General features: G+C 70.2%; 26 protein-coding genes. 12 read left to right on the top strand and 14 right to left on the bottom strand.

Features of this window, described 5'->3' with window-relative positions; all coding sequences use genetic code 11:
• Positions 1-22 precede the first annotated feature (22 nt).
• Genes deoA through cdd form a run of 4 tightly spaced genes read right to left on the bottom strand, consistent with a single transcriptional unit; the run spans position 23 to position 3,313 of the window.
• Positions 23-1,333, bottom strand: a complete 1,311-nt coding sequence (gene deoA / locus J2W78_RS14175; protein ID WP_253371449.1) for a thymidine phosphorylase — start codon at positions 1,331-1,333, stop codon at positions 23-25.
• Positions 1,330-2,088 (bottom strand): deoxyribose-phosphate aldolase, encoded by a 759-nt coding sequence (gene deoC, locus J2W78_RS14170; RefSeq protein WP_253371447.1) that lies wholly within the window; start codon positions 2,086-2,088, stop codon positions 1,330-1,332. Before deoC ends, deoA begins: the two co-directional genes overlap by 4 nt.
• 9 nt (positions 2,089-2,097) lie before the next feature.
• A complete protein-coding gene (locus tag J2W78_RS14165) occupies positions 2,098-2,910 on the bottom strand; it encodes a purine-nucleoside phosphorylase (protein ID WP_253371445.1) in 813 nt (270 codons plus the stop codon).
• Entirely contained in the window at positions 2,900-3,313 is a 414-nt protein-coding gene (cdd, locus tag J2W78_RS14160; RefSeq protein ID WP_253371444.1) for a cytidine deaminase, read from the bottom strand. The genes J2W78_RS14165 and cdd overlap by 11 nt, the downstream gene beginning before the upstream one ends.
• Before the next feature lie 145 nt (positions 3,314-3,458).
• On the opposite strand from cdd, the gene J2W78_RS14155 reads away from it, so the two are divergent.
• Positions 3,459-3,683, top strand: a complete 225-nt coding sequence (locus tag J2W78_RS14155; RefSeq protein WP_253371442.1) for a DUF2093 domain-containing protein — start codon at positions 3,459-3,461, stop codon at positions 3,681-3,683.
• Positions 3,680-4,105 carry a hypothetical protein gene (locus J2W78_RS14150; protein WP_253371440.1) on the top strand — a complete coding sequence of 142 codons (426 nt, stop codon included), beginning with the start codon at positions 3,680-3,682 and terminating at the stop codon, positions 4,103-4,105. The genes J2W78_RS14155 and J2W78_RS14150 overlap by 4 nt, the downstream gene beginning before the upstream one ends.
• A 12-nt stretch (positions 4,106-4,117) precedes the next feature.
• Here J2W78_RS14150 and lpxK read toward each other — a convergent pair whose 3' ends face one another.
• From lpxK to J2W78_RS14135, 3 genes are read right to left on the bottom strand one after another with little or no spacing between them, the layout of a single operon-like run.
• Positions 4,118-5,101, bottom strand: coding sequence for a tetraacyldisaccharide 4'-kinase (lpxK, locus tag J2W78_RS14145; protein WP_253371438.1), 984 nt, complete (start codon positions 5,099-5,101; stop codon positions 4,118-4,120).
• Between the two features lie 7 nt (positions 5,102-5,108).
• On the bottom strand, positions 5,109-6,413 hold the full coding sequence (locus J2W78_RS14140; RefSeq protein WP_253371436.1) for a 3-deoxy-D-manno-octulosonic acid transferase: 1,305 nt from the start codon (positions 6,411-6,413) through the stop codon (positions 5,109-5,111).
• Positions 6,410-7,159, bottom strand: a complete 750-nt coding sequence (locus J2W78_RS14135; RefSeq protein ID WP_253371434.1) for a lysophospholipid acyltransferase family protein — start codon at positions 7,157-7,159, stop codon at positions 6,410-6,412. Before J2W78_RS14135 ends, J2W78_RS14140 begins: the two co-directional genes overlap by 4 nt.
• Positions 7,160-7,383: 224 nt before the next feature.
• Between J2W78_RS14135 and J2W78_RS14130 the strand changes: the two genes are divergently transcribed.
• Entirely contained in the window at positions 7,384-8,325 is a 942-nt protein-coding gene (locus J2W78_RS14130) for a metallophosphoesterase family protein (protein ID WP_253371432.1), read from the top strand.
• Positions 8,326-8,341: 16 nt separating this feature from the next.
• On the opposite strand, the gene J2W78_RS14125 is transcribed toward J2W78_RS14130, so the two are convergent.
• The gene (locus J2W78_RS14125; RefSeq protein WP_003606671.1) at positions 8,342-8,818 is read right to left on the bottom strand and encodes a response regulator; all 477 of its coding nucleotides are present in this window, start codon (positions 8,816-8,818) and stop codon (positions 8,342-8,344) included.
• 381 nt (positions 8,819-9,199) lie between these two features.
• On the opposite strand from J2W78_RS14125, the gene J2W78_RS24745 reads away from it, so the two are divergent.
• Together J2W78_RS24745 and J2W78_RS14110 are read left to right on the top strand one after the other, a co-directional pair.
• Positions 9,200-10,039 (top strand): cold-shock protein, encoded by an 840-nt coding sequence (locus J2W78_RS24745; RefSeq protein ID WP_301288585.1) that lies wholly within the window; start codon positions 9,200-9,202, stop codon positions 10,037-10,039.
• A gap of 128 nt (positions 10,040-10,167) precedes the next feature.
• Complete coding sequence (locus tag J2W78_RS14110) at positions 10,168-10,413, top strand: porin family protein (RefSeq protein WP_253371430.1); 246 nt, start codon at positions 10,168-10,170, stop codon at positions 10,411-10,413.
• 36 nt (positions 10,414-10,449) lie between these two features.
• On the opposite strand, the gene J2W78_RS14105 is transcribed toward J2W78_RS14110, so the two are convergent.
• Positions 10,450-11,859 (bottom strand): leucyl aminopeptidase family protein, encoded by a 1,410-nt coding sequence (locus J2W78_RS14105; protein ID WP_253371428.1) that lies wholly within the window; start codon positions 11,857-11,859, stop codon positions 10,450-10,452.
• Positions 11,860-11,956: 97 nt separating this feature from the next.
• Between J2W78_RS14105 and J2W78_RS14100 the strand changes: the two genes are divergently transcribed.
• The 5 genes from J2W78_RS14100 to J2W78_RS14080 all read left to right on the top strand — a co-directional run bounded on the left by J2W78_RS14100 (position 11,957) and on the right by J2W78_RS14080 (position 16,799).
• Positions 11,957-12,805 (top strand): tetratricopeptide repeat protein, encoded by an 849-nt coding sequence (locus J2W78_RS14100; protein ID WP_253371426.1) that lies wholly within the window; start codon positions 11,957-11,959, stop codon positions 12,803-12,805.
• A gap of 185 nt (positions 12,806-12,990) precedes the next feature.
• Positions 12,991-13,296, top strand: coding sequence for a 50S ribosomal protein L28 (rpmB, locus tag J2W78_RS14095; protein ID WP_003599321.1), 306 nt, complete (start codon positions 12,991-12,993; stop codon positions 13,294-13,296).
• 111 nt (positions 13,297-13,407) lie between these two features.
• Entirely contained in the window at positions 13,408-14,337 is a 930-nt protein-coding gene (locus J2W78_RS14090; protein WP_253371424.1) for an AEC family transporter, read from the top strand.
• A 109-nt stretch (positions 14,338-14,446) separates the two neighbouring features.
• On the top strand, positions 14,447-16,150 hold the full coding sequence (locus tag J2W78_RS14085; protein ID WP_253371422.1) for a lysine--tRNA ligase: 1,704 nt from the start codon (positions 14,447-14,449) through the stop codon (positions 16,148-16,150).
• Between the two features lie 25 nt (positions 16,151-16,175).
• The gene (locus J2W78_RS14080; RefSeq protein ID WP_253371420.1) at positions 16,176-16,799 is read left to right on the top strand and encodes a tetratricopeptide repeat protein; all 624 of its coding nucleotides are present in this window, start codon (positions 16,176-16,178) and stop codon (positions 16,797-16,799) included.
• Positions 16,800-16,834: 35 nt separating this feature from the next.
• Here the strand turns inward: J2W78_RS14080 and J2W78_RS24900 are convergent, their stop codons facing one another.
• The 3 genes from J2W78_RS24900 to J2W78_RS14065 all read right to left on the bottom strand — a co-directional run bounded on the left by J2W78_RS24900 (position 16,835) and on the right by J2W78_RS14065 (position 17,815).
• On the bottom strand, positions 16,835-17,050 hold the full coding sequence (locus J2W78_RS24900; protein WP_437178544.1) for a hypothetical protein: 216 nt from the start codon (positions 17,048-17,050) through the stop codon (positions 16,835-16,837).
• Positions 17,050-17,262 carry a type II toxin-antitoxin system prevent-host-death family antitoxin gene (locus tag J2W78_RS14070; protein WP_253371417.1) on the bottom strand — a complete coding sequence of 71 codons (213 nt, stop codon included), beginning with the start codon at positions 17,260-17,262 and terminating at the stop codon, positions 17,050-17,052. The genes J2W78_RS24900 and J2W78_RS14070 overlap by 1 nt, the downstream gene beginning before the upstream one ends.
• A gap of 163 nt (positions 17,263-17,425) precedes the next feature.
• A complete protein-coding gene (locus tag J2W78_RS14065; RefSeq protein WP_253371416.1) occupies positions 17,426-17,815 on the bottom strand; it encodes a DUF2809 domain-containing protein in 390 nt (129 codons plus the stop codon).
• An 86-nt stretch (positions 17,816-17,901) separates the two neighbouring features.
• Here J2W78_RS14065 and prfB point away from each other — a divergent pair.
• A protein-coding gene (gene prfB, locus J2W78_RS14060; RefSeq protein ID WP_253371414.1) for a peptide chain release factor 2 occupies positions 17,902-19,030 on the top strand; the annotation gives its coding sequence in 2 pieces (ribosomal slippage) (positions 17,902-17,970 and positions 17,972-19,030; 1,128 coding nt in all).
• 148 nt (positions 19,031-19,178) lie between these two features.
• On the opposite strand, the gene J2W78_RS14055 is transcribed toward prfB, so the two are convergent.
• Together J2W78_RS14055 and J2W78_RS14050 are read right to left on the bottom strand one after the other, a co-directional pair.
• A complete protein-coding gene (locus J2W78_RS14055) occupies positions 19,179-20,348 on the bottom strand; it encodes a M23 family metallopeptidase (RefSeq protein WP_253371412.1) in 1,170 nt (389 codons plus the stop codon).
• Positions 20,349-20,522: 174 nt separating this feature from the next.
• Complete coding sequence (locus J2W78_RS14050; RefSeq protein WP_253374039.1) at positions 20,523-20,990, bottom strand: peroxiredoxin; 468 nt, start codon at positions 20,988-20,990, stop codon at positions 20,523-20,525.
• 150 nt (positions 20,991-21,140) lie between these two features.
• Between J2W78_RS14050 and J2W78_RS14045 the strand changes: the two genes are divergently transcribed.
• A complete protein-coding gene (locus J2W78_RS14045) occupies positions 21,141-24,590 on the top strand; it encodes a DUF3971 domain-containing protein (protein WP_253371411.1) in 3,450 nt (1,149 codons plus the stop codon).
• Positions 24,591-25,010 lie beyond the last annotated feature (420 nt).

Raw genomic sequence — 25,010 nt, 5'->3', positions numbered from 1 at the left:
GGCGTGAGGCGGGCGAAGCCGTTCAGCCCAGCCGCTCCAGTACGGTCTCGCGCGGCTCCCGCGGGGTTGCGCCGAGCCGGTAGGCCGCCCGCAGCGATACCGCCGCCCGCTCGGCGGCGGCATCGTCCGCGGCGTGGACGATGCCGATCGGATCGTTCGGGGACACCCGATCCCCCGGCCGCGCGAGACCGGTGAAGCCGACCCTTGGATCGATCGCATCCTGCGGCCGGGTACGCCCGCCGCCGAGGGCGATCACCGCGAGGCCGACGGCGCGGGTCTCCACTGATTCCACCACGCCCGCTTCCTGCGCCAGCACCGGCCGCACGACCGGCGCCCGCGGCAAGTGCCGGTCCGCCGCCTCGACGAAATCGCTGGGGCCGCCGAGCGCCGTCACCATCCGCGCGAAGACCTCGCAGCCGCGGCCCGATTCGAGCGCCGCCGTCAGTTGCCCCTCCGCCTCCGCGACGTTTGCAGCCAGCCCCCCGATCACCACCATCTCGGCCGCCAGCGCCAGTGTGACGGCGTGGAAGCGCGGTTCGCGGGCGCGGCCGGTGAGGTAGTCGACGGCATAGGCCACCTCGACCGCGTTGCCGGCGCAGGAAGCCAGCGGGGCATCCATGTCGGTGATGAGCGCGCGCGTGCGTAGGCCCGCCGCATTGGCGACCGTCACGATGCTCTCGGCGAGCGCTTGCGCATCGGCGCGGCTCGCCATGAAGGCACCGGAGCCGGTCTTCACATCCATGACGAGGCCCTGGAGCCCCGCCGCGAGCTTCTTGGACAGGATCGATGCGGTGATGAGATCGAGCGATTCCACCGTCCCGGTCACGTCGCGGATCGCGTACAGGCGCCGGTCGGCCGGCGCGAGGTCAGCGGTCTGGCCGATGATGGCGCAGCCGACTTCCGCCGTGACCTTGCGGAAGCGGTCGAGGCCCGGCGCCACATCGTAGCCGGGAATGCTCGCAAGCTTGTCCAGCGTGCCGCCGGTATGTCCGAGGCCGCGCCCGGAGATCATCGGCACGTAGCCGCCGCAGGCGGCCACCATCGCGGCAAGCGGCAGGCTCACGGTGTCGCCAACGCCGCCGGTGGAGTGCTTGTCGAGGACGGGGCCGGGCAGATCCCATGCGAGCACCGTGCCCGAATGTGTCATGGCGCGGGTCAGCGCCACGCGCTCGTCGAGCGGGAGGCCGCGAAAGAACACCGCCATGGCAAACGCCGCGGCCTGCCCCTCGGTGACCTCATCCCGCGTCAGCCCCTCGACGAAGCCGGCGATGTCGGCCTCGGACAGGACGCGTCCGTCGCGCTTGTCGCGGATGATCTCCTGGGGCAGCCTCATCGCGCATCCTCCCCGGCGCGAACGAGTTCGGCGTGGAGCGCGCTGGCACCGATGCGGAAAGTCGTCGGGCTCACCCAATCCGGCCCCATGATCCCGTCGGCGAGCGCGAGATACGCGGCGGCGTCCTCGACCCGGCGCAGACCGCCCGAGACCTTGAGCCCCACCGCTCGGCCGCTGCGCGCGCGGATCGTGCCCAGCATGATCTCGGCCGCCGGCAGCGTTGCCGAAACAGCCGTCTTGCCGGTGGAGGTCTTGATGAAATCAGCCCCGGCCTCAAGCGACAGGCGGCTCGCCTGCGCGATCAGGTCCGGGTCTTCGAGTTCGCCGGTCTCCAGGATCACCTTGAGGAGCCGGCCCGCGCAAGCCGCACGTACGGCCTCCACCATGGCGCGGGCGCTTTCCACGTCGCCGCGCATCAACGCGCGATAGGGCAGGACGAGGTCGATCTCGTCGGCGCCGTCCGCGAGCGTGGCCTGGGTCTCCGCCACCGTGCGCGCCACCGCCTCGCCGCCCTCCGGGAAGTTGACGACGGTGGCGACCCGCACGCCGCTTGCCCGAAGCGCACGGACCGAATCGGCAACAAATCGCGGCCAGACACAGACGGCCGCGACTCCGCTGGAGCGGGCTCTACCGCACAGGTCTTCGATGGAAGCGGCGGTGCAGGCGTCGCTGAGATCCGTGAGATCGAGCAGCGGCAGGGCGCGTCGCGCCACGCGCGCCGCATCCTGCGGGGGAAGGGGGGCTGAAGCGGTCATCGGCGTTCCTTACGCTTCGGGCAGTCGGCCGACGAAGCCGGTGGCGAGCCGAGCGAGATCCGCCCCGGCGCGGGCAGCCACCGCCTTTGTCTCGGCATGGTGCGGGTCGCCGCCCGCGATCCCCGCCGCGAGGTTGGTCACCACGGAGATCGCCGCCACGGGCATCCCGAGGAAACGGGCGAGGATCGTCTCCGGCACGGTGGACATGCCGACGAGGTCGGCGCCGAGAATCCCGGCCATGCGCACCTCGGCCGGCGTCTCGAAACTCGGCCCGGAGAACCATGCATAGACGCCGGCAGCTAGCGGCAGGCCGATCTCCTCGGCCGCCGCACTCAAGAGAGCACGCAAGTCCGGATCGTAGGCCTCCGTCATCGGCACGAAGCGGGCGTCGCTCGGCTCCCCGATCAGCGGGTTGAGGCCGGACAGGTTGATGTGGTCGGCCAGCATCACGAGGCGGCCGGGGCCGATTTCTGGGCGAAGCGAACCGGCCGCGTTGGTGAGCAGCAGCCGCGCCGCGCCGAGCGCCCGCGCGGCGGCCAGCGGCACCCTCATGGCAGCGGCATCGCCGGTCTCGTAGGCGTGGGTCCGCCCCTCGAATACGAGCACCGGCCGCCCCGCGAGACGCCCGCGATGCAGCCGCCCGCCATGGCCGCTGACGCCGGGGGCGGGAAAGCCTGGGATGGTCGCGTAGGCGAGGCTGCAGCGATCCTCGATCGCCTCGACCAGGGCGCCGAGTCCCGTCCCCGTGACGATCGCCAAGTCGTAGGGGCCGGCAAAGCCTTCCGCCCGCAGATAGGCGGTCGCCGCCTCGTCAGGCGCCATGGACGAAATGCTCCGGGCCGAAGGAGGCGGGCAGCAAGTGTTCCAGCGTGTAGCGCGCCCGCACGCCGTCGGGACCGGCTGAGAGGATCGGCGTGTCAGGCCGCGCGAACTCCCGGATGCGCTGGCGGCAGGCGCCGCAGGGCGTCACCGGGGCGGGACTGTCGGCCAGGACGAGAATCGCCCGGATCTGCCGGCCGCCGGCCGCGATCATCGCGGCGATGGCGCCGGCCTCGGCGCAGGTGCCGACCGGGTAGGCGGCATTCTCGACATTGCAGCCGGCATGGATGAGGCCGGTGTCGTCCACCAGCGCGGCGCCGACGGCAAAGCCCGAATAGGGCGCGTGCGCCTGTCCGCGCACGGAAGCGGCGGCCGCGAACAGGGCATCGAGATCGGGCTCGGTCACGGATGAGGCCTGAGCGGTTCGCGGTGCATCCTGCGGTTTGGCCCGAGGAAAGGGGCCCTGTCGAGGGGGGCAACGGTCGACAGAGGCGCGCACGGCTTCTAAGGCAGGCCGAGCGCGCGCGGGCGCGGCACCGGGAGCCCACACAATGCTCGGACGCTACGAACGGGGATCGACCGGCGGCGAGGCCAAGGTCGAGTACGGCGACGGCACCATGCGGGTGGTCAAGCCCGGCACCTACGTCCGCTGCGCCGTCACCGGCGAGCCGATCGCCCTCGACGCCCTGCGCTACTGGAACGTCGATCGCCAGGAGGCCTATGCCACCCCCGAGGCGGCGATGCAGCGCCTCAAGGAGACCGGCGCGGCGCGTTGACGGCACGACGGTCGTTCCGTCGCCCGGCTTCAACCGACTGGGTCGGGCTCGGCTTCCTCGGCGGGGCGGCGGGCCTCTTCTTCATCGCCGCCAGCGACTTCGGCGCAGTCATCACCGGGCTTTCGGCCGGCGAGGAATTGATCGAGGTCTCGAGCCACGCACCCGCGGCGCTGCCGGCGGCCGTCGGGCTCGGCGCCTTCGCGGCGATGCTGCTGCGGCGACGAGGGACGCCGCGCGGTGACACACAGCTCATGGCGGTCGCACTCGCCTGCATTCCGCTGATGCTCCTGCTGCCGATCCCGTACCTGCTGACGTGGCGGTCCGTGTTGCTCGACCACGGCTACGCGCAGTGCGAGACGGCCGTCGCCGGCCGGCGCAAAGTGTACCGCTGGGTTCGGGCCGATTCCGGCTCCTGCCGCTGAAAGGCGCCCGCGTCAGGCCTGGGCGAACGCTGCCGCGAGTTGCTGGCGAAGATGCGCTTCATCGGCGAAGGCGAGAGCGACCCGCAGTACCTCCACCGCCCCGCGCGCCTCAGCTGGCAGACGCACCGCATCCTTCTCCGTCGTGACCAGGCGAGCGCCCTCGCGCGCCGCGAGCGCCGACAAGGCTGCCCAATCCTCCGGCCGGTAGGGGTGATGGTCGGCAAAGGCCCGCTCCGCTACGATCTCGGCGCCCAGGCTCTGCAGCGTCTCGAAGAACTTCTGCGGACGGCCGATCCCGGCAAAGGCGACGACGCGGCAGCGGGCCCAGTCCGGTCCGGTTTCGGGCACGAGACGGGCGCGGTGGACCGGCAGGCCGCGCGCTTGCGCCTCCGCCGCCATCGCCTCGCCGGGGGGCCCCTCGCCGACCAGCACGAGGCCGGCGACATGGGGCCATTGCCGGGCCAGCGGCGCCCGCAGCGGCCCGGCGGGAAAGGGCAGACCGTTGCCGAGGCCAGCGCCGCCATCGACCACCGCGAGCGACAGCGTCTTGGTCAGGCTCGGATTCTGCAGGCCGTCATCCATGACGATCACGTCGGCGCCGGACGCGGCGCAGAGGTGGGCGCCGGCCGGACGGTCGCTGGCGACGATGGTGGGTGCGGCCCGCGCCAGCAGCAGCGGCTCGTCGCCGACCTCCGCCGCCCCGTGGCGTGCGGGATCGACGACGAGCGGCCCGGCGAGCCGGCCGCCATAGCCCCGGCTGAGCAGGGCGGGCGTTCGGCCGAGATCGCGCAGCAGGCGGACGAGGGCGAGCGCCGTCGGCGTCTTTCCGGCGCCGCCGAGGGTGAAGTTGCCGACGCACAGGACCGGGCAGGGCGGTGCCGCGCCGGGCCTGTCCATCCGGTTCGCGGTCAGGCCGCCATAGACCCGCCCGGCGGGAGCCAACAGCCGGGCGAGCGGATGCGTGGGCGGCCGGGACCAGAAGCCGGGCGGGCGCATCGCGGCCTCAGTCGCGCTCGCGGGCGGAGAGCTTCATCTGCACGACATAGGGTTCGAGCACTGCGAACGTGCGCCCCACCGCGCCCTCGAACGGCAGAAGCGCGGCCTGACCCTTGGCCCACATCGCCGCCAGCGCGCGCGGGTCGGCGACCAGTTCGCTGACGGCCTTCTGGAGTTCCGCCTCGTCGGTGACCGTGCGCGCGCCGCCCCTGGTGTCGAGTGCACCGTAGGGTTCGAGGAAGTTGTGGACATACGGGCCATGCAGGATCGCGCTGTCCAGGCGCACCGGCTCGATCGGGTTCTGGCCCCCGTGCGGCACCAGCGAGCCGCCGAGGAAGACCAGCGGGCAGAGCCGGTAGAATAGGCCGAGTTCGCCGATCGTGTCGGCGACGTAGAGGTCGATCGAGGGCAGCGGGCGTCCGCCCTTGGCGCGCCGGTTCACCCGTAGGCCGGCGGCGGCGGCGATCCGCGCCACCTCCTCGCCCCGCCGCGGATGGCGCGGCACGATCACCGTCAGCAGGCGCGGGAAACGTGCTTTGAGGCTGGCATGGACACGGGCGATCACCTCGTCCTCGCCGGAATGGGTGCTGGCCGCGACCCAGACGGGGCGATCCCCGATCATGTCGCCGAGGTAGGCGAGTTGCTGGGAATCGGCAGGTGGCACGGCCGAATCGTATTTGAGATTGCCGACGACGTTGATGCGCGGCGCACCGAGTCGGGCGAAGCGCTCCCCGTCCTCGCGGGTCTGGACGAGGCAGACCGCGATCCGAGCCAGCAGCGCCCGGGCGGTGTCGGGCGAACGCGTCCAGGCCTTGAACGAGCGCTCCGACATCCGGCCGTTGACGAGTACCAGCGGGATGCCCCGGCGGTGCAGCGACACGATGGTGTTGGGCCAGATCTCGGATTCGGCGACGATGGCGAGATCGGGCCGCCAATGCGCGAGGAAGCGCTCGATCCAGCGCGGCGCGTCGAGCGGCATGTATTGATGCACGGCGCCGGGGGGCAGGCGCTTGCTCAGCAGGTCGGCGGCGCTGCGCGTGCCGGTGGTTACGAGAACCGAGCAGCCGCGGGCGATCATGCCCTCGATGAGTCCGACGAGGGAGAGCGCTTCGCCGATGCTCGCCCCGTGCATCCAGACGAGATGGCCCACCGGCCGCGCCCGGCCGGGCAGACCACGGCGCTCCGGCAACCGCCCCGGATCCTCCTTGCCCCGGCGCGAGCGCCACGCCAGCAGCCCCGCCACGGCCGGCTCGCCGAGATAGAGGCCGTAGCGGTAGGCGCGCAGCGCAACGGGAAGCTTCGGGACCCTCACGCCGGGCTGCCCTGTGATGCGGGAGCGGACACGCCGCCGACCCGGTCCGGCCGGCCGACGAGGGTGTAGGCCCGGTCATGGACGCGGTTCAGTTCGGCCTGCACCCGCTGCCGCAGGGCATCGACGGCCTCGGGCGTGACCTCGCGGGGAACGAAGGTCGCCTCGCCGAACACCATCGCGCCGCGGCCGAAGGGCAGACCGAGGCAGGCCCGGTCCCAGGAATTGAAACGGATGTGCCGGCTCGTCACCACCGCCACCGGGACGATGGGCGCACCGGAGAAGCGCGCGAGCTGGATGATGCCGGCGTCGCAGACACGGGAGACCTTGGGCACGTCGGCTGAAAACGCGACGGTCTCGCCGCCCTTCAGCGCTTTGACCATGGCCCGCAGGCCCTCGGCGCCGCCCTTGGCACGGGCGTCCTTGACCGCGCGACCGCGGGCGCCGGACGCGCGCATCACCCGCACCCCCATCCGGGTCAGGGCCATGGTGTTGATGTTGCCGTCGGGCGAGCGGGAGATGATCGTGGCGACCCGATCCTGCGGGCGGCTCATGAACGAGATCATGATGTGCTGGCCATGCCACATCGCCGCGATGAAGGGGCCGAACGCATCGAGCCGCGCATAGGCGTCGGCCGGCTCCAGGCTGAAGCGGTTGGTGCGCCGGACGAGCCGGAGATAGCCCGAGGCCAGATGGCTGAGCACCCATTGGACGCTCGGCTTGCGGCCGATGGTCTTGATCAGGCCCATGGGTTCTGACCGCTCTGTCCCGATTCGCTCAATCGACCGACCGCCGGTCTCCCGCGCCGAACTGCGGGGTCGGCGGCTGTCTAGACCCGACCGTGCGGGGTACGCAACGGAGCGGCCCTCACATCGTCAGCTGGTTGACACGAAGCCAAACGGGCTCAGCGGCGCGATGCGGCAGGATGCCCGATATTGACGCCGGCCCGCGTTGCCGCGATGCGAGGCGGCGTATGTTCCGTCTTGCTCATCTCACCGATCCCCATGTCGGGCCGCTGCCGCGGCCGCGCCTGCGCCAGCTTCTCAGCAAGCGGGCGACCGGCTACGTGAACTGGCGCCGGGGCCGTGGACGCCACCACGACATGGACCTCCTGGGTGCCCTCGTGGCCGACCTGCACGGCCAGGCCGTCGACCACGTCGCCTGCACCGGCGACCTGTGCAATCTCGGCCTTCCGGATGAATGGGAGAGCGCTCGGGTGTTCCTCGAAGCGCTGGGTCCGGCGGACCGCGTGAGTTTCGTGCCGGGCAACCACGACGCCTATGTCCGCGGATCGCTGGAGGGGCTGCTTGCCGCTTGCGGCGGCTGGACGGAAGCCGACGATGGGCAGATCCGCCTCTTTCCCTACCTGCGGCGGCGCGGGCCGCTCGCCCTGGTGGGGCTGTCCTCGGCGATCCCGACCAAGCCGTTCGTCGCGAGCGGCCGGCTCGGGCCGGTGCAGATCGAGGCGGCCGAGCGCGTGCTGCGCGACCTCGCCCTGGCGCCGGATCGGCCCTGCCGGGTGGTGATGATCCACCACCCGCCCCATCCGGGCGGGGCGGCCTCGGGGCGCGAATTGAAGGATGCGGCCGCCTTCGCCGCGATGATCGGCCGGGCCGGGGCGGACCTGATCCTGCACGGGCACAACCATGTCGGCAGCGTGGCCCGGATCACCGGGCCCGACGGGCGGCAGGTGCCGGTGGTCGGCGCGCCCTCGGCCTCGGCGCGCACCCTGCTCACCAACCGGCGCGCCTCCTATTACCTCTACACGATCACGCCGGGCGAGAACGGCTTCCGGATCGCGGTGACCGAGCGCGGCCTCGACGAGGCCGGCGGCATCGGCGAGCTGTCCGGCTTCGACATCGAGACGCCGCCCGCCGACCGGATCGGACTGAACCATCGGCGGCGGCGCACCTGAACCGGCCCGGTTCGGGTCAGAGCGCGCCCATCTTCGACAGTCCGTTGGCCCGGGGCAGGGGCCGCAGCAGGCTCTTCACCTGCGAGAACGGCCGCGGCCGGTTGATCACCTCGTCGAGGCGCGACCACAGGGTCTTGGGCGAGAACGGCTTGGAGATGATCTCGTTGACGCCCAGCGCGATCGCACGATCGACCACGTTGCGGCGCGGCTGGGCCAGCATGAGGATGATCGGCACCGTCGGCGAAGGCGAAGTGGCCGGAGTTCTGGCGAGCCGGATGAACTCCTCGCCCGACAGGATCGCCAAGTCCCAATCGATGATGGTGAGGTCGGGCTTGCTCTCGGCGAGCACGCCGAGCGCCTCCGCGCCGTCGGGCGCCTCCAGCACGCGCTTGATGCCGACGCGCATCAGCATGTCGCGCACGATGCGGCGGATGTAGAGGCTCTCGTCCACGACGAGGGCGGAGAGATCCGGGAAAGTCGGAGTTGCGATCATCGGCAGCCGGTGCCCGGTTCGGATCCGGGCGGTTTCGCGGCGAGACTAGCTCCGTCGGGTTTGCGTTTTCCTAAAGCGCGGCCGCTCGCGCGGGAATCATGGGCGAGAATCGCCCCCCTCTGCGTGCCTTGCGTGCAAGCGGGATTCGGGGCCGGCGGCAACCCAAAGGGGGTACGTACGCAGTTTCACCGCGAAAATGAGGAGCCCGCAGCACGGATCGGTTAGAAGAACCTTGCGGTATGCGCGGGATTGCGTCAGACCTAAGGCATCGCTCCCGGTAGCCGCAGCCGGGGGGATGATAGTGCGGCGCGTCGGCTGTCTCGAGATAGCGCGCACGCGGTATTCGAGACTTGGCGAGCGGACGGTTTTTGCGAGCTTTCAATGGGACGTGGTCGTGATTTCAGGGGGCCGCAGAAGCGTGGCTTCGACGAGGGTGGTTCCGAGCCGCGTTGGCCCGACGAACTTCCCCCGGGCGGTGGTGACCGCTTCGGCGGCGGCGGTAGCGCCGGCGGCAACCGCTTCGGCGGCGGTGGTGGTGGTTTCGGCGGCGGCGGTGGCGGCTTCGACCGCGGCCCGGCGCGCGCGGCGGCTGCACCGACGGGACCGGAGCGTGATGCGACGGTCAAGTGGTTCAACAAGGAGAAGGGCTTCGGCTTCGTGGAGCTCGGCGACGGCTCCGGCGATGCCTTCCTCCACATCCGCGCAGTCGAGGCCGCCGGTCACGACGATCTCCTTCCCGGCACACGCCTGACGGTCCAGACCGCGCAGGGCCAGAAGGGCCCGCAGGTCACCGCAGTGAACAGCGTCGACACCTCCACGGCCGAGGAGGCTCCGCCCCGGCGCGAGGCTCCGCGCTTCGGTGGCGGCGGTGACCGCTTCGGCGGTGGCGGCGACCGTTTCGGCGGCGGTGGTGATCGCTTCGGCGGCGGTGGCGGCGACCGTTTCGGTGGCGGCGGCCGTGATCGCTTCGGTGGTGGCGGCGGCGGTGGCCGCGTCGCCTCCGGCCCGTCGGTCGAAATGACCGGCACCGTGAAGTGGTACGACCCGGCCAAGGGCTTTGGTTTCGTCTCGGTGAACGACGGCGGCAAGGACGTGTTCGTCCACCGTTCGGCGCTCTCCCGCGCCGGCCTCGACTCGCTGGCCGAAGGCCAGCAGGTCACCCTTGGCGTCGTCGAGGGCCAGAAGGGCCGCGAGGCCTCGAGCATCACCGTCGAGTATTGATCGACGAAGGGTCGCGCGGCGGCCCGAATGACAGCTTCCGAAGCGGCGGCCTCAGGGCCGCCGTTTTCGTTTGTCGAGTTGGCTGTTTCGGCTGGCTTCAGCCGGCAACGACGGTGAGGGAGAACGCGATGCGTCGGACCGTCAGCGTGCTCGGCCTGTTCCTCCTGTGCACGGCACCCGCCGCAGCAGAGGATTTTTCCGGCTTCTACGCGGGCGTGAATGCGGGCTGGGCGTTCGAACGCAGCGGAAGCCGGGATCCGTCCGTACCGGCGGCACCGGATGCGGCCAAGCCGGATGTGGGGCTTCCGCCAAGCGTGGCACGGGTTCAGGAGCGGCAAGTGCCGACTCCCCCGCATCCAACCGGGCGCCGCTGATCGGCGATCGCCGACGCCCCGTGGGAAAAAGAGCCGTCAGACGTCGCGGCCGTACCGCTCGGCCACCAGGGCGTAGGCGAGGCGGGCGGTCTGGACCTCGCCGCCCTCCGGCCGTCCGGGCTTGGTCGAGGGGTTCCAGCCGTAGAGGTCGAAATGCACGTGCGCCTTGGTCCGGCGCACGAAGCGGCGCAGGAACAGGGCGGCGGTGATCGCCCCGGCAAAGCCGCCGCCCGGCGCGTTGTTGAGGTCGGCGACCTTGGAATCGAGCAGGCTTGCATAGGGCGCGTGCAGGGGCAGGCGCCAGACCGGATCGTTGACGCGCAGGCCCGCCTCCGCGACCGCAGCCGCCAGTTCCTCGTCCTCGGTGAAGAAGGCCGGCAGATCGGGGCCCAGCGCCACCCGAGCGGCGCCGGTCAGGGTCGCGAAATCGAGGATGAGGTCCGGCTCCTCGGCATCGGCCAGCGCCAGTGCGTCGGCAAGGATCAGGCGCCCCTCCGCGTCGGTGTTGCCGACCTCGACGGTGAGGCCGGCGCGGGAGCGGATCACGTCGCCGGGCCGGAAGGCGTCGCCGGCGATGGCGTTCTCGACGCTCGGCACGATCAGCCGCAGCCAGACGGGCAGGCCGGCCCCCATGATCATCTCGGCCGCCGCCAGGGCCGCGGCAGCGCCGCCCATATCCTTCTTCATCAGCAGCATGTTGGAGGCCGGCTTGATGTCGAGCCCGCCGGTGTCGAACACGACGCCCTTGCCGACCAGCGTCACCCGCGGCGCGTCCTCGGCCCCCCAGGTCAGATCGATGAGGCGGGGCGCCCGCGGCGAGGCCACGCCCACCGCGTGGACGAGAGGGAACTCGTTTTCGAGTTCCTGGCCCACGGTGACGGAGACCGACGCGCCGAACCGCTCGCCCAGAGCCCGCACGGCGGCCTCGACCTCGGCCGGTCCGAGATCGTTCGCCGGCGTGTTGACGAGGTCGCGTCCGGCCGCGACCGCAACGGCCAGCCGTTCGATCGCCGCCGCGTCGATTCCATCCGGGGCGACGAGGCGCGGGCGGGGCTCGCCCGGCTTGCGGTAGCGCTCGAACCGGTAGCTGCCGAGCCGCCAAGCCAGCGCCGCCTCGCTCTCATCGAGACCGTCGCACGGCTCGAACCGGTAATCGCCGGGGGGCAGGGCACCCGGAAGCTTGCCGGCGAGAAAGCGGTCGCGACCGCCTGCTTTCGCGTTGCCCAGGCCGAACAGCACGCGGCCGAGCCCGCCGTCTTCTCCCGGCAGGAGGGCGACGCGGCCGGCCTTCGGCACAAAGCCGGTGGCCTCGGCAAAGCTGCGCTGGAGCGGCGGCAATCCGGCCGCGACGGCGTCCCATCCGTCTTCCGTCACGCAGCGGATCGGGACCGCGTCCGCGCCGGAATCGAGGAGAGAGGGACCGTGCTGGGTTCGAGGTGCGGACATGGAAAATAAGCTTAACCGGCCATTAGGGTTAACGCTCTATCACCCCGCCATCGGCAAGGCGCAAGCGCCGGCCGTGGCATTGGGGGGAGAGGACACCATGACCGGCATTGGCAGCGCGGCTCCGAGCCAGCCTGGAATGGTCCGGACACGGCGTCTGCTCGCCCTGACCCTCGTCGGCCTCGGGCTGGCCGGATGCCAGAGCCGCTCACCCGAGACGACCGGCTCGATCGGCAGCCCCAACCTGCTCGGCGCGAACCGTGCCGAACGCTCGCCCCGCGCCGAAATCGATGCCCTGGCCGCGCGCTACGACGCGGACCCGAACGACGTGCGCTCCGCCATGCGCTATGCCGCGGCCCTGCGGGCGACCGACCAGAAATCGCAAGCCGTGGCGGTGCTGCAGCAGGTCGCCCTGCGCAACCCGAAGGACAAGGTCGTGCTCGCCGCCTACGGCAAGAGCCTTGCCGACGCCGGCCGCTACCAGGAGGCCAACGAAGTCCTTCAGAACGCCCACAGCCCGGCCCAGCCCGATTGGCGCGTACTCTCGGCGCAGGGGATGGTGGCCGATGAGACCGGCGACCACGCCCGGGCCCAGGGCCTCTACGACACCGCCCTGAAGATCGCGCCGAACGAGCCGCGGATCCTGTCGAATCTCGGCCTGTCCTACGCACTCTCCCGCCGGCTCGACGACGCCGAGACGACCCTGCGCCTCGCCGTGGCCCAGCCGAAGGCCGATGCCCGCGTGCGCCAGAATCTCGCTCTGGTGCTCGGCCTCAAGGGCCGCTACGACGAGGCGGAGCAAGTGCTGGCTCAGGATCTCGGTCCGGCGGAAGCGGCGGCCAACATGCGCGAGATGCGCGCCATGGCAGCCCGCCGTGCGGCACCGAAGACGGCCCAGGCCGCCACTGCGACGCCGGGGCGGCAGCTCGCACGGTCGGCGATCCAGTAAAGCCTTCATCTTTGCCCGCCGACCTTGACGAAACCGGCGCATCTCCCCTATAGGCTCGCCACTTCCATAGGACTCCGCCGGTATCGATTGTCGCGAGGGTTCGACGCCCTCGGCGCGAGAGCCGTGTGGCATTGCCGAAACGCTTCAGCGCCGAGACCCGGCCTAACGTTGACAGGACTGTAACGATGTCGCGTCGCTGCGAACTCACGGGCAAGGCCGTTCAGGTCGGTCACCTCGTGAGCCACTCGAACCGGAAGACCAAGTGCCGGTTCCTGCCGAACCTCTGCAATGTCACGCTGCAGTCGGACACCCTCAACCGCCGCGTTCGCCTGCGCGTGACCGCCCACGCGCTCCGCTCGGTCGAGCATCGCGGCGGCCTCGATGCCTTCCTCGTGAAGGCCCGTGAGATCGAGCTGTCGCAGACGGCCCGCCTGCTCAAGCGCGAGATCGAGAAGAAGATCGCCGAGCCGGCCACGCCCGCCGCCGCGTAAGTCTTATCGGGCCGGCTTAACGCCTGAACGATCGTCCAACCGAATCGAGAGGCCACCGGATGCGCGGATCGCGCCCGGTGGCCTTTTCCGTTCGACAGGGTACCCCGGCCGATGACGGCGCTCACCCTCATCATCCCGATCTTCGGCCTCGTGCTGGTCGGCTGGCTCGCCTCGCTGACGAAGATCATCTCGGAGCGCGTCGGCGACGGGCTGTCCGAATACGTCTTCGCACTGGCGGTGCCGGCGCTCATCGTCTCGACGCTGACGCGGCCGGGCCTGTCGGGCGAGATCGCCTGGGGCTACTGGGCGAGCTATTTCGGCGGCGCCGCCATCGCCTGGGCCACCGGCTCGCTGATCGGGCGCCGCACCGAGGGCGTGGACCGGCGCGGCGCCGTGCTGCACGGCTTTGCCGCGAGCCAGTCGAACACCGTCTTCGTCGGCGTGCCGATGATTCTCCAGGCCTACGGCGAATCGGGCGCCTTCCCGCTGTTCATGCTGCTCGCCGTCCACTTGCCGCTGATGATGGGCGCGGCGACCTTCCTGATCGAATCGGAGGGCGGGCGTCCCCTAAGCCAGCGGCTGAAGGCGCTGGGCCTCGCGCTCGGTAAGAACCCGATCTTCCTGGCGCTCGCCGTCGGCATGGCGATGAAGGCCGCGGGCCTGTCCTTCACCGGCATCCCGAAGGCGCTGGTCGATTCGCTGGCCGGCACCGCTTCGACCTGCGCGCTGATCGCGCTCGGCGCCGGCCTCACCCGCTACAAGGTGCTGCACGACCTGCGCGGCGCCAGCATCGTCGCGGCCCTGAAGCTCGGCCTGCACCCACTCGCGGTCTACGGGCTCGCCTTCCATGTCTTCACCATGCCGCCGGCCTATGCCGGCGTCGCCGTGCTGTTCGCGGCGATGCCCGTGGGCATCAACGCCTACCTGCTGGCCGTGCGCTACAAGAGCGAGCAAGGCCTGGTCGCCGCGGCCGTGCTGGTTTCGACGCTGGCCGCGACCGCCACGACGGTAGGCTGGCTTCTGGTGCTCGGGCGCGGATGACCGGGCTGCGTTGACCCCGGCCCCCTCGCTCCATAGGTTGCCCGCTCTTGCGCCCCGGCCCGATCGGCCGGTGCGGCGCCCGTCCTGAACCCCGAAAAGCTCCCGTCCGATGTCCGCGCCCTTCCGTCTCGACCCCGACATTCTGGAGGCTGCCGCCTCCGCCGCCGCCTGGCCGTTCGACGAGGCGCGCAAGCTCGTGGCGCGGCTGGAGCGCAAGCCCAAGAGCGAGGTTCTGTTCGAGACCGGCTACGGCCCCTCGGGCCTGCCGCATATCGGCACCTTCGGCGAGGTCGCCCGCACCTCCATGGTGCGCCACGCCTTCCGCGTGCTGACCAAGGACGCGGTGCCGACCCGGCTGATCGCCTTCTCCGACGACATGGACGGCCTGCGCAAGGTTCCGGACAACGTGCCGAACCGCGAACGACTGCGCGAGGCCCTCAACCTGCCGCTGACCCAGGTGCCCGACCCGTTCGGCACCCATGACAGCTTCGGCGCGCACAACAACGCCGAGCTGCGCCGCTTTCTCGACGCCTTCGGTTTCGACTACGAGTTCCGTTCGGCCACCGAGTGCTACCGGGCCGGCCTCTTCGACGACACGCTCCGCCTCGTGCTGGAGCGCTACGAGGCGGTGATGGCGATCATGCTGCCCTCGCTGCGGGCCGAGCGCTCGGCGAGCTACTCGCCGTTCCTGCCGATCCACCCCGTAACCGGCCACGTGATGCAGGTGTCGATCGATGAGGTGCGCCCGAGCGCCGGCACCATCGTCTGGCGCGACCCGGCGACGAACGAGGCCTACGAGACTCCCGTGACGGGCGGCCACGTCAAGCTGCAATGGAAGCCCGATTGGGCGATGCGCTGGGTCGCACTCGGCATCGACTACGAGATGGCCGGCAAGGACCTGATCGATTCGGTCAAGCTCTCGGGCCAGATCGCCCGCGCGCTCGGCGCCGAGCCGCCGGAGGGGTTCAACTACGAACTCTTCCTCGACGAGAAGGGTCAGAAGATCTCGAAGTCGAAGGGCAACGGCCTGACCATCGACGAGTGGCTGACCTATGCCACGCCCGAATCGCTCGCGCTGTTCATGTACAACAAGCCGCGCGAGGCCAAGCGCCTGTTCTTCGACGTGATCCCGCGCCACGTCGATGAGTACGACAACTTCCTGGGCCGCTACGCGGGCCAGGAGGCGAAGCACCGGCTCGGCAACCCGGTCTGGCACCTGCACGCGGGCGCGCCGCCGGCCGTCGAGACCATCGACGAGGCCGGCACGACGCTCTCCTTCGGCATGCTCCTGAACCTCGTGGCGGTGGCCAATGCCGAGGACGAGGCGGTGCTGTGGGGCTTCATCCGCCGCTACGCGCCGAACGTCGGGCCGGAGACGCATCCGCGGCTCGCCGGGCTCGTGACGCGGGCTCTCGCCTATTATCGGGACTTCGTGCGCCCGGAAAAGCAGTACCGCCCCCCGACCGAGGAGGAGGCCGCGGCGCTCAGCGACCTGTCGCAGACGCTCGCCGAGCACGAGGACTCGACCGATCCGGAGGCGCTGCAGGCCATCGTCTACGAGGTCGGCCGGCGGCACTTCCCCGATCTCTCGGGCAAGGCCAAGAGCCCGGACGGTCGGCCCGGCGTCTCGAAGACGTGGTTCGCCTCGATCTACAACGTGCTGTTCGGCGAGGCGCAGGGGCCGCGCTTCGGCTCGTTCATCGCCCTCTACGGCGTGGCGGGCACGCGAGCGCTGATCGAGAAGGCGCTGAGCGGCGCGCTGGTGGCCGAGCATGCGGCCTTCCTCGAGAGCCGCAAGGCCGCAGCGGCGTAAGCGCGGGATGGGGCGGATGCGGAGGATGAGGGCATTGGCAGGCATCCTCGGCGTTCTCGCCACCCTGTTCGACACCTCCGCCTCGGCGCAGGTCGCGCAGGGCATCAAGGCTTATGCGCGCGGCGACTTCCCGGCGGCGATGCGCGCCTTCGAGGCAGGCGCGGCAAAGGGCGATCCCCAAGCCCTCTACAATCTCGGCGTCGCCTACGCGGAAGGGCGCGCCGTGCCGGCCGATCCGGCCCGCGCCCTCGGCTATTACCGGCAGGCGGCGGAGGGCGGCAGCGTGCTCGCCGCCTTCAACCTGGGCCAAGCCTATCGCAAGGGGCAGGGCGTTGCCGCCGACCCGGCGCAGGCCGCCCACTGGTACGAGCAGGCAGCCCAGGGCGGCCACTACAAGGCCGGCAACGAACTCGGTATCCTCTACATCGAGGGCAACGGCGTATCGCGCGACCCCGTCGAAGGCATGGCCTGGATCTACCCGGCCACCCACGCCTCGATCATGGACCCATCCGCCATGGCCAACGCGATCCAGGCGGCGGGCATGCTGAACGGCACACAGATCCAGGAAGCGCAAGCGCGGGGGAAGACGTACTTCCAGCGTTACATCGCGCCGAACCAAGCGGTGGTGCGAGCGATCTCCGGGCGTTGAGCCGTATTCAGGCTTGGCCGCAGGCGAAAAAACCTTCAGCTCGTCCACGGATTGATCACCGGCGCACCCGTCGGCTCGAAATCGGCCACGTTGCGGGTCACGACCGCCATCCCGTGCACCAGCGCCGTCGCGGCCAAGATGTAGAGGTCGCCGGCCTCGATAGCCTCAGCGAACGCTGCAACGCCGCGATCAGCCCGGCCGAGGCGAATCCTCCGCACCTCGGACAGGACGCAGGTGGCGAGAACGTACATCACGAAAAGTCGGCGGGCCGAGCTTCGACATCGATCCGCGGTGGCTCGAACGCGATCTCCGCCGCGCCCGGCATCGCCAAGACATCAGAGATGTTGCGCCGCTGCCCCGTGAGCCGTCGACACTCCGCGATGGTCAGCAGCACATGGGCCGGCTTGCCCCGATCGGTGATGAAGACGGGGCCCTGCTCGGTCGCCTTCTTAGCGCGGGTCACGTCCTGATTGAGTTCGCGACGGGAGAAGGTCGTGATGGTTACGACAGCACCTGAACAGACATTTTTTGAGTTGTAGGTTTGTTACTATGATTTCAACCTGTGGCCGACACGGGTTGGCGGACTGCTCCATCGGATCACGCAGACGGAGCGCTCCCAGCGGCGATCAACGCCGTCGCGTCGCCGCATCGAGCGTCGCTGCGAGCCCGATGCCAACGGCATAGGCGACCATGTTCCAGACCGAAAAAATACGCCCCAGCAGGAGCTGCCCCGCCAGCGTCAGGCGGAAGGCGTCGAGCCCCGGCGTGTGGATGAGGCGGAACAGCTCGACCAGCACCGCGGCGAGCAGGGCCACAGCGGCGAGCCGGCCGGTCGCGGCCCTCGGGCGGACGAAGGCGACGAGCCCGTAGACCATCGCGCCCCACAGGACCGAGCCTCCATACTTCACGACCTCCCTCGGCAGGCCGAGCGGCAACAGGCGCAGGCCGACGCCGGCGGCGATCACGGCGAGGGTGGCGGCCAGCAGGAGAAGGCGGCGTGATCGGAGGCTCGGCATCGCGGCGGTTTACAGGGCAGCGGTTTACAGGGCGGGAGGCGCCCGGTATCACCCCGGACCACACCGACAAACGAGTTTCACACCAGATGCGCGCCGAGATCGAACAGGCCTCGGATGCCGCCAAGCAGTCTATAGGGCTGCTGAGGAGGCATCTTTGACTGGGACACCGTCGATAAACGTCTCGCGGAGCTGAACGCGGCTTCCGAGAACCCCGACCTCTGGAACGATCCGGAGGCCGCACAGAAGGTCATGCGCGAGCGCCAGGAGCTCGACGAGGCCGTCACCGCGATCAAGAAGCTCGAACGCGATCTCGACGATGGCGCGACGCTGATCGAACTCGGCGAGATGGAAGGCGACCAGGCCTCCATCAACGAGGGCGAGGCCACGATCAAGGCGGTCGAGAAGGAAGCCGCGAGCCGTCAGGTCGAGACCCTGCTCTCGGGTGAGGCCGACGGCTTCGACACCTATCTCGAAGTCCATGCGGGCGCGGGCGGCACCGAGAGCCAGGACTGGGCCAACATGCTCCAGCGCATGTATGCCCGCTGGGCCGAGCGCCGGAAGTTCAAGGTCGAGATCGTCGAGATGACCGATGGTGAAGAGGCCGGGATCAAGGGCGCCACGCTCCTGATCAAGGGCCACAACGCCTATGGCTGGCTCAAGACCGAGTCGGGCGTGCACCGGCTCGTGCGGATCTCGCCCTACGATTCCAACGCGCGGCGGCACACCAGCTTCGCGTCGGTCTGGGTCTATCCGGTCGTCGATGACCGGATCGAGATCGAGATCAAGGAATCGGACTGCCGCATCGATACCTACCGGTCGTCGGGCGCGGGGGGCCAGCACGTCAACACGACCGATTCGGCGGTGCGCATCACGCACAACCCGACCGGCATCGTCGTGGCCTGCCAGCAGGAGCGCTCGCAGCACAAGAACCGGGCCACCGCCTGGAACATGCTGCGCGCCCGCCTCTACGAGGCCGAGCTGAAGAAGCGCGAGGAGAAGGCCAACGCCGAGGCGGCCTCGAAGACCGAGATCGGCTGGGGCCACCAGATCCGATCCTACGTGCTTCAGCCGTACCAGCTCGTGAAGGATCTGCGCACCGGCACGCAATCCACCGATCCGGACGAGGTGCTCGACGGCGACCTCGACCCGTTCATGGAAGCCTCGCTGGCGCAACGCGTGTTCGGCGGCAGCGAAGACGTCGCGGACATCGACTGATACGGTTTCCGCTCGATTCGAGCGGGAAGCTTATCAGTGAGCCCGCGCGGCACCTGAGCGGAGCCCAGATCCGCTATCCCGAAGGGATCGATCGGATCTGGTATGACGCCCCCTGTCTCCTCCCCGCGCGGGGAGGAGACAGGGGGCGTCAATCCGCGAAGTCGAGCTGCGCACCGGCCCGCAGGAACCGCTGCGGATCGACCGGCTCGCCATCGATGCGGGTCTCGTAATGCAGGTGGCTGCCGGTCGAGCGACCGGTCGAGCCGGCAAACCCGACCACACTCCCCGCCTCGACCCGCTGGCCGACCGAGACCGCGGTGCCGGAAAGATGCGCGTAGCGCGTGGCGAGGCCGCGGCCGTGATCGACCTCGACCATGTTGCCGTAACCGCCGGCATACTCGGCCGCCGTGATCCGCCCGGCGGCGGTGGCCCGGACCGGAGCGCCGGTCTCGGCACGCATATCCACGCCCGTGTGGAGCGCGTAGCCGCGGGTGAAGGGGTCGAGCCGGGCGCCGAAGCTGCTGGTGAAGGCAAGCTCGCCCGGAAGCGGCTGGCGGAAGGGGAGGGCGGCGGTCACCCGGCGCAGATGCGTCTCCTCCTCGATCTGGCGCCGAGCCTCGGCCAGCGCCTGCTCGAAGGCATCGGGCCCGAGCGGAACCAGCGGGCCGCCGACGCCGCCCGGAGGCGGATCGAACCGAGCCGGGGAGAGACCCGTGCGGGCGATCAGGTCGCGGAACCGCTCGGCGCTGCGCCCGGCCTCAAGAGCAAGGCCGGCCGCGGCGCGCGACTGAGCCTCGGTGATACGCTGGAGCGCACCCTCCAGGCGCGACAGGCGGGCGGATGCGGCGCGTCCGGCGGCCTCGGCCCGGTCCTCGCCGCCCATGCGCAGTTCCGGCGTCGGGAACGGCTTCTGGACACGGGCCGCGGGCTCCGCGACCGGGGCAGGCGGCGGCACATCGATGGGTGCTGCGGCCCCACCCAGCCCCGAGAGCAGCCCCTGGCGCTTCTCGATCAGGGCCTGCCGCTCGGTCAGGGCGGAGAGCCGGCTCTCGACGCTGCCGCGCTCCGCGTTGCGCTCGGCCGCCGCGCGGTCGAGGGCGCGCTGGAGGATGCCGATCCGCTCCTCGTAGGTGAACTGCATCGCGCTCTGGCGCGAAACGAAGCGGGCCAGCATCTCGTCGTGGAAGACGAGAGTATAGCTCGCGGCGGCCGCCCAGAGCGTCGAGACGGCGAACCCGAGGCCGAGCGCCCGGACGAGACGGCGCTGGGAGAGAGGGGAAAGGCCGGCACTGCGGCAGGCCTGAGCAGTCGATGGCATGGCACGTCGGACGTTCGAAGACGGGCCCGATCACAGACGATTAAGGTTAAGGAAGCCTCGCATTTCCGAGCGATCCGCCGCCCCGAAGGAGACAAGAAGCTTCCGCCTGCAACATTGCACCATCCCGAGAGCCGATGACCGTCTTTCGGGATGATGTCGGCGGGCGATCCGTCTTCAGGCCAATGCCTGAACCGCCGCCAGAACCTCCTCGACATGGCCCGGCACCTTCACCTTGTGCCAGATCCGCGCGATCCGCCCCTCGCGGTCGACGAGCAGGGTCGTACGCTCAACGCCCATATATTTTCGGCCGTACATGCTCTTCTCGACCCAGACGCCGTAAGCTTCCAGCATCGATTTGGCTTCGTCGGAGGCGAGCGGAAAGGTCAGCCCGTACTTCGTCCTGAATTTATCGTGACTTTTGACGGAATCCGGTGAGACCCCGACCACCTTCGCCTCGGCCACGGCGAAGGCCTCGCTCTGGGCGTTGAAGTTCTGCGCCTCGAGGGTGCAACCGCTCGTGTCGTCCTTGGGATAGAAATAAAGCACGACTTTGTGACCGCGTAGACTTTCGAGAGAGATGGTCTCTCCCCCCGCTCCGGGTAACGAGAACAGGGGTGCGGGATTGCCAGTTTCCAGCGGCATCTCGCCTTCCTTTCGGCCGATTGATGGTGTGCCTGACCCCATGCACGCAGACCTCCCGGGACGCCATGCCGGAGTGGTTCGAATCCTGAGGAAAGAGGCCGCGGCAAACGGACCTCCGCCCGAACCCACGGGTGCAGCAGCGAACGAGTGATGGATCAGGAAACGGCCAGGACCCTGCTCCAGGAGGCGGTCGAGGCGCCTGCGCCGCGCCAAGCGCGCCGCCGTCGGCGGCCGGTGCTGTGGTGCGCGCTGCTGCTCGTCTTCCTGCTCGGGCTCGGCGGCGGGCTCGTCGCCCTGCGATTGTCGCAGGGTCCGCTGCGCATCGACGGCCTGACGCATCAGGTCGCCGAGGCGGTGGCGGGCCGCTTCGGGCCGGGCTGGCGCGTGGCGTTGCGCGACAGCGCGCTCGAACTCGACAGCGAATCCTCGCTGGCACTCCGGGTCGGCGGGCTCGACATCTTCAATCCGGAGGGCGCGCTGGTGGTGCGCGCCCCGCTTGCCGTGGTCAGCCTCGATACGTGGAGTCTGCTGCGTCTTTCGGTCCAGCCGCGCTCCATCGAATTCCGCGACATCGAGATGACCGCCCTCGTCCACGACGATGGCTCCATCGCCTTCGCGGCCTCGTCACCGACGCTCGGGGAAGGGGCAGGGGAGGCAGCCAAGCCTCACACCCTGCCGAGCGTGGACGCCGCGCGCGGCACCGTCTCGCCGGTCTCGGCGGCGGTCGCCTCGATCTTCGGTGTGGTGCTCGATCCGGCCGGCGTCATCGGCGCCCTCGACCGGGCGCGGATCACCAACGGGCGCCTGACCCTCGTCGACGATGCCCGGCATCAGGCCACCTTCGAGCGGGTGAACGGCCTGTTCCGCCGCGGCACCAGCGACGATTCGCGGGTGTTCGAGCTGCGCATCGACGGGCCCAACGGCGAGTGGCGCTTCGGCGGGCGCGTCCACGAGGCGGGGGAGGGGCGGCGCGCGGGCGTCATCACCCTGGACGACCTGCCCGTCACCGACCTCCTGCTGCTGTCAGGCCACTCGAAGATGCCGGTGGAGACCGATCTCAAGTTCTCGGCCCGAGCCGACGTTTCGCTGTCGGGGGGGCGCATCGAAACGATGAAGGCCGAGGTGAAGACCGGCGGCGGCACGCTCCTCATCGATGAGAAGGACTTCAACCCGGTCGTCATCGACGAGTTGCGCGCCGAGGCGGGCTGGGACGAAGCGCGGCGCGCGCTGGCCATCTCCGCCATCGACTACAAGGGCGGCGGCAACGACGCGCACCTCACCGGCGCCTTCGCCATCGGCCCGCCCGGAGCCGAGGACGCTTGGACGCTCGATTTTTCAGGCAAGGATGCCCTGCTGCGCGGCGCCGCCCGCAGCGACCCGTCCTTCCGCGTCGGCGAGATCAGCGGGCGGATCACCGGCCGGGCGGGGGGCGTGAACATCGAGTCGATCGCGCTGGCGGGCGACGGCCTGCACGGCCGCCTGAGCGGGACGGTCGGCACGCGGGCCGACGACGAGGGCATCACCCTGCACATCGTCGCCAACGACACCGACGGCCGCAAGGCCATGCGGCTCTGGCCCGAGAACATCGCGCCGGGCGTGCGCAACTACCTCGTGGACGAGCTGCGCGGCGGACGGCTCGATCAGGCCGACATCCAGATCGACATGAGCGGACCGGAACTCGCTGCGGCGACCCGCGGTGACCCAATGCCGGATGCCGCGCTCAACGTGACCTTCGCGGTCTCGGATGCCAGCCTGAACGTCTCTCAGGATGCGCCGCCGCTGAGCCACGGCCGGGTCACCGGCACGATCACCGGCCGCAGCACGACGATCCAGAACGCCACCGCCGAGATCCGCCTTTCCGACACGCGGGCCCTGACGATCTCGGACGCCTCCTTCCTGATCCGCGATCCGCAGCCGGACAAGATCATCGCTCATCTCGGCCTGCGGCTGTCCGGCTCGGTCGATTCGCTGGCCGCACTCCTCGAAACCCCGATGTTCAAGGGGCTCACCGGCGCCGACATCGATCCGGCCACGCTGAAGGGCAAGGCGGACCTGCGCCTCGACGTGCCGATCAACCTCAAACACGTGCCCGATCTCGCCGAGATGCCGGTGACGCTGACCGGCTCCGTCACCGAATTCAGCATGGACAAGGCGGTCGGCAAGGACCGTTTCGAAGCGGGCCGCTTCACGCTCTCCTTCGACCGCAGCGGCTTCGCCCTCAAGGGCGACGGGCGGCTGCTCGGTGCCGCCGTTGCCATCGACCTGAAACAGCCCAAGCCCGGCGCCCCCGGCGAGGCGGTGGTGAGCCTGAATCTCGACGACGCCTTCCGGGCAAAGCGCGGGCTGCCCACCGCGCCCCAGCTCGGCGGCGTCATTCCGGCCCGCGTCGTGGTGCCGGTGGGGCGCCCCGCCTCCGCCGGAAAGCCGCCGGCCCGGGTCGAGGCTGACCTGACCCGCGCCTCGATCAACGGGCTGATGCCCGGCTGGACCAAGCCCGCGGGCAAGGCCGGGCGCCTCGGCTTCACCTTGGTGGAGGCGGCGGGCGGCGGCATGGAGCTGCGCGACATCACCCTCGACGCCGCGCCCGCGCTCGCCCGCGGCAGCGCCACGATCTCGGCCGAGGGCAATCTGGAGCGGGCGGACCTGACCGCGCTCAAGCTCTCGCCGGGCGACGACATGCGCGTCAGCCTCGACCGGGCCGGCTCGACCTACAAGGTCGCGGTGAAGGGCGCCGTCGTCGATGCGCGGCCCTTCCTCAAGGGCATGACGGACGACGGCAAAAGCAACAAGGATCCCGGCAAGGACATCGAGGCGGATATCGCCGCCAACATCATCTCCGGCTTCAACGGCGAGTCCCTCACCAACGCGACGCTGAAGGCGAGCTTCAAGGGGGGGGATCTGCGCGCCGCCCAGTTCAAGGGTCGTTTCGGCGGGGCACCGCTCAGTGCCGTGGTCCGAAGCGAGCGCGGCGCACCGCTGCTGACCCTCGACTCCGCCGATTCCGGTTCGACGCTGCGCTTCCTCGACATCTACAAGCGGATGTATGGCGGGCGGCTCGCGCTCAACATCTACCTCAACGACGGCCCGCAGGCCGGCGTTGTCCAGATCAAGGATTTCGCCCTGCGCAACGAGCCGGCCCTGTCGAGCATCGTCGCCCAGGCGCCGCCGCCCTCGGACGGACGGCGGGCGGCCCCCAACGCCAATGACGTCAACTTCGACAAGATGCGCGCGAACTTCACCCGCAACGGCCCGCGGGTGAGCTTTTCCGACGCGGCGATCTCGAACGCGGCGATGGGCTTCACCGCCGGCGGCTGGCTCGACACCGCCAAGGAGCGCACGCAGATCGACGGCACCTTCGTGCCGCTCTACGGGCTCAACAACGTGGTGGCGCAGGTGCCTTTGTTCGGGCCTCTGCTCGCGGGCGGCAGCAACGAGGGCCTGTTCGCGGTGAACTTCAACGTCTCGGGGCCGATTGCCAAACCGACGGTCAACGTGAACCCGCTCTCGGCGGTCGCCCCCGGCTTCCTGCGCAAGCTCTTCGGCGCCGGCAGTGGCGACGCCTTCGCGACCGGCGCCACGCAGGAAGGGCCGGAACGGTAGGATCCGGAGCCGAGGCCCTCCGACCGCCTGGAGAGCCCGGTCGAGGTGGGGGCGGATGACATCCGAACTGCGCCGAGAGCGGCCTCGAACGGGCGCGACGCGACACAACAGCGCTGGGTGACAGCGACCCTCATCGAGCGCGTTGAGCCTCATGAGGCACGCGCAGGAGCCCGCATCGAAAACCGACGCGGATCGGAGGCGGAACGGTGCTTCAAGTCGCGCCTTTCCAAGGTTCGGCCTTTCGCATACGGCCTTGAGGCCAACCGGTTTGTACGGCCTGACCGGTAACCGCGTCCGAGCCCGGCGCTCATCGCAGCGATATCGAAGGGCGGGGAAGAGATTTTTTCGACGTAATTCCCTGCGAGGTCATGGCGCGCGGCTGAGTGGGTCGCACCCTCCGAGCGGCTCGCCCCCAACGTC

This window comes from Methylorubrum extorquens, from assembly GCF_024169925.1.
Classification (GTDB): Bacteria; Pseudomonadota; Alphaproteobacteria; order Rhizobiales; family Beijerinckiaceae; genus Methylobacterium; species Methylobacterium extorquens_A.
The sequence above is the reverse complement of the archived record's forward strand: the minus strand, read 5'-3'. Positions and strand labels throughout refer to the sequence as shown.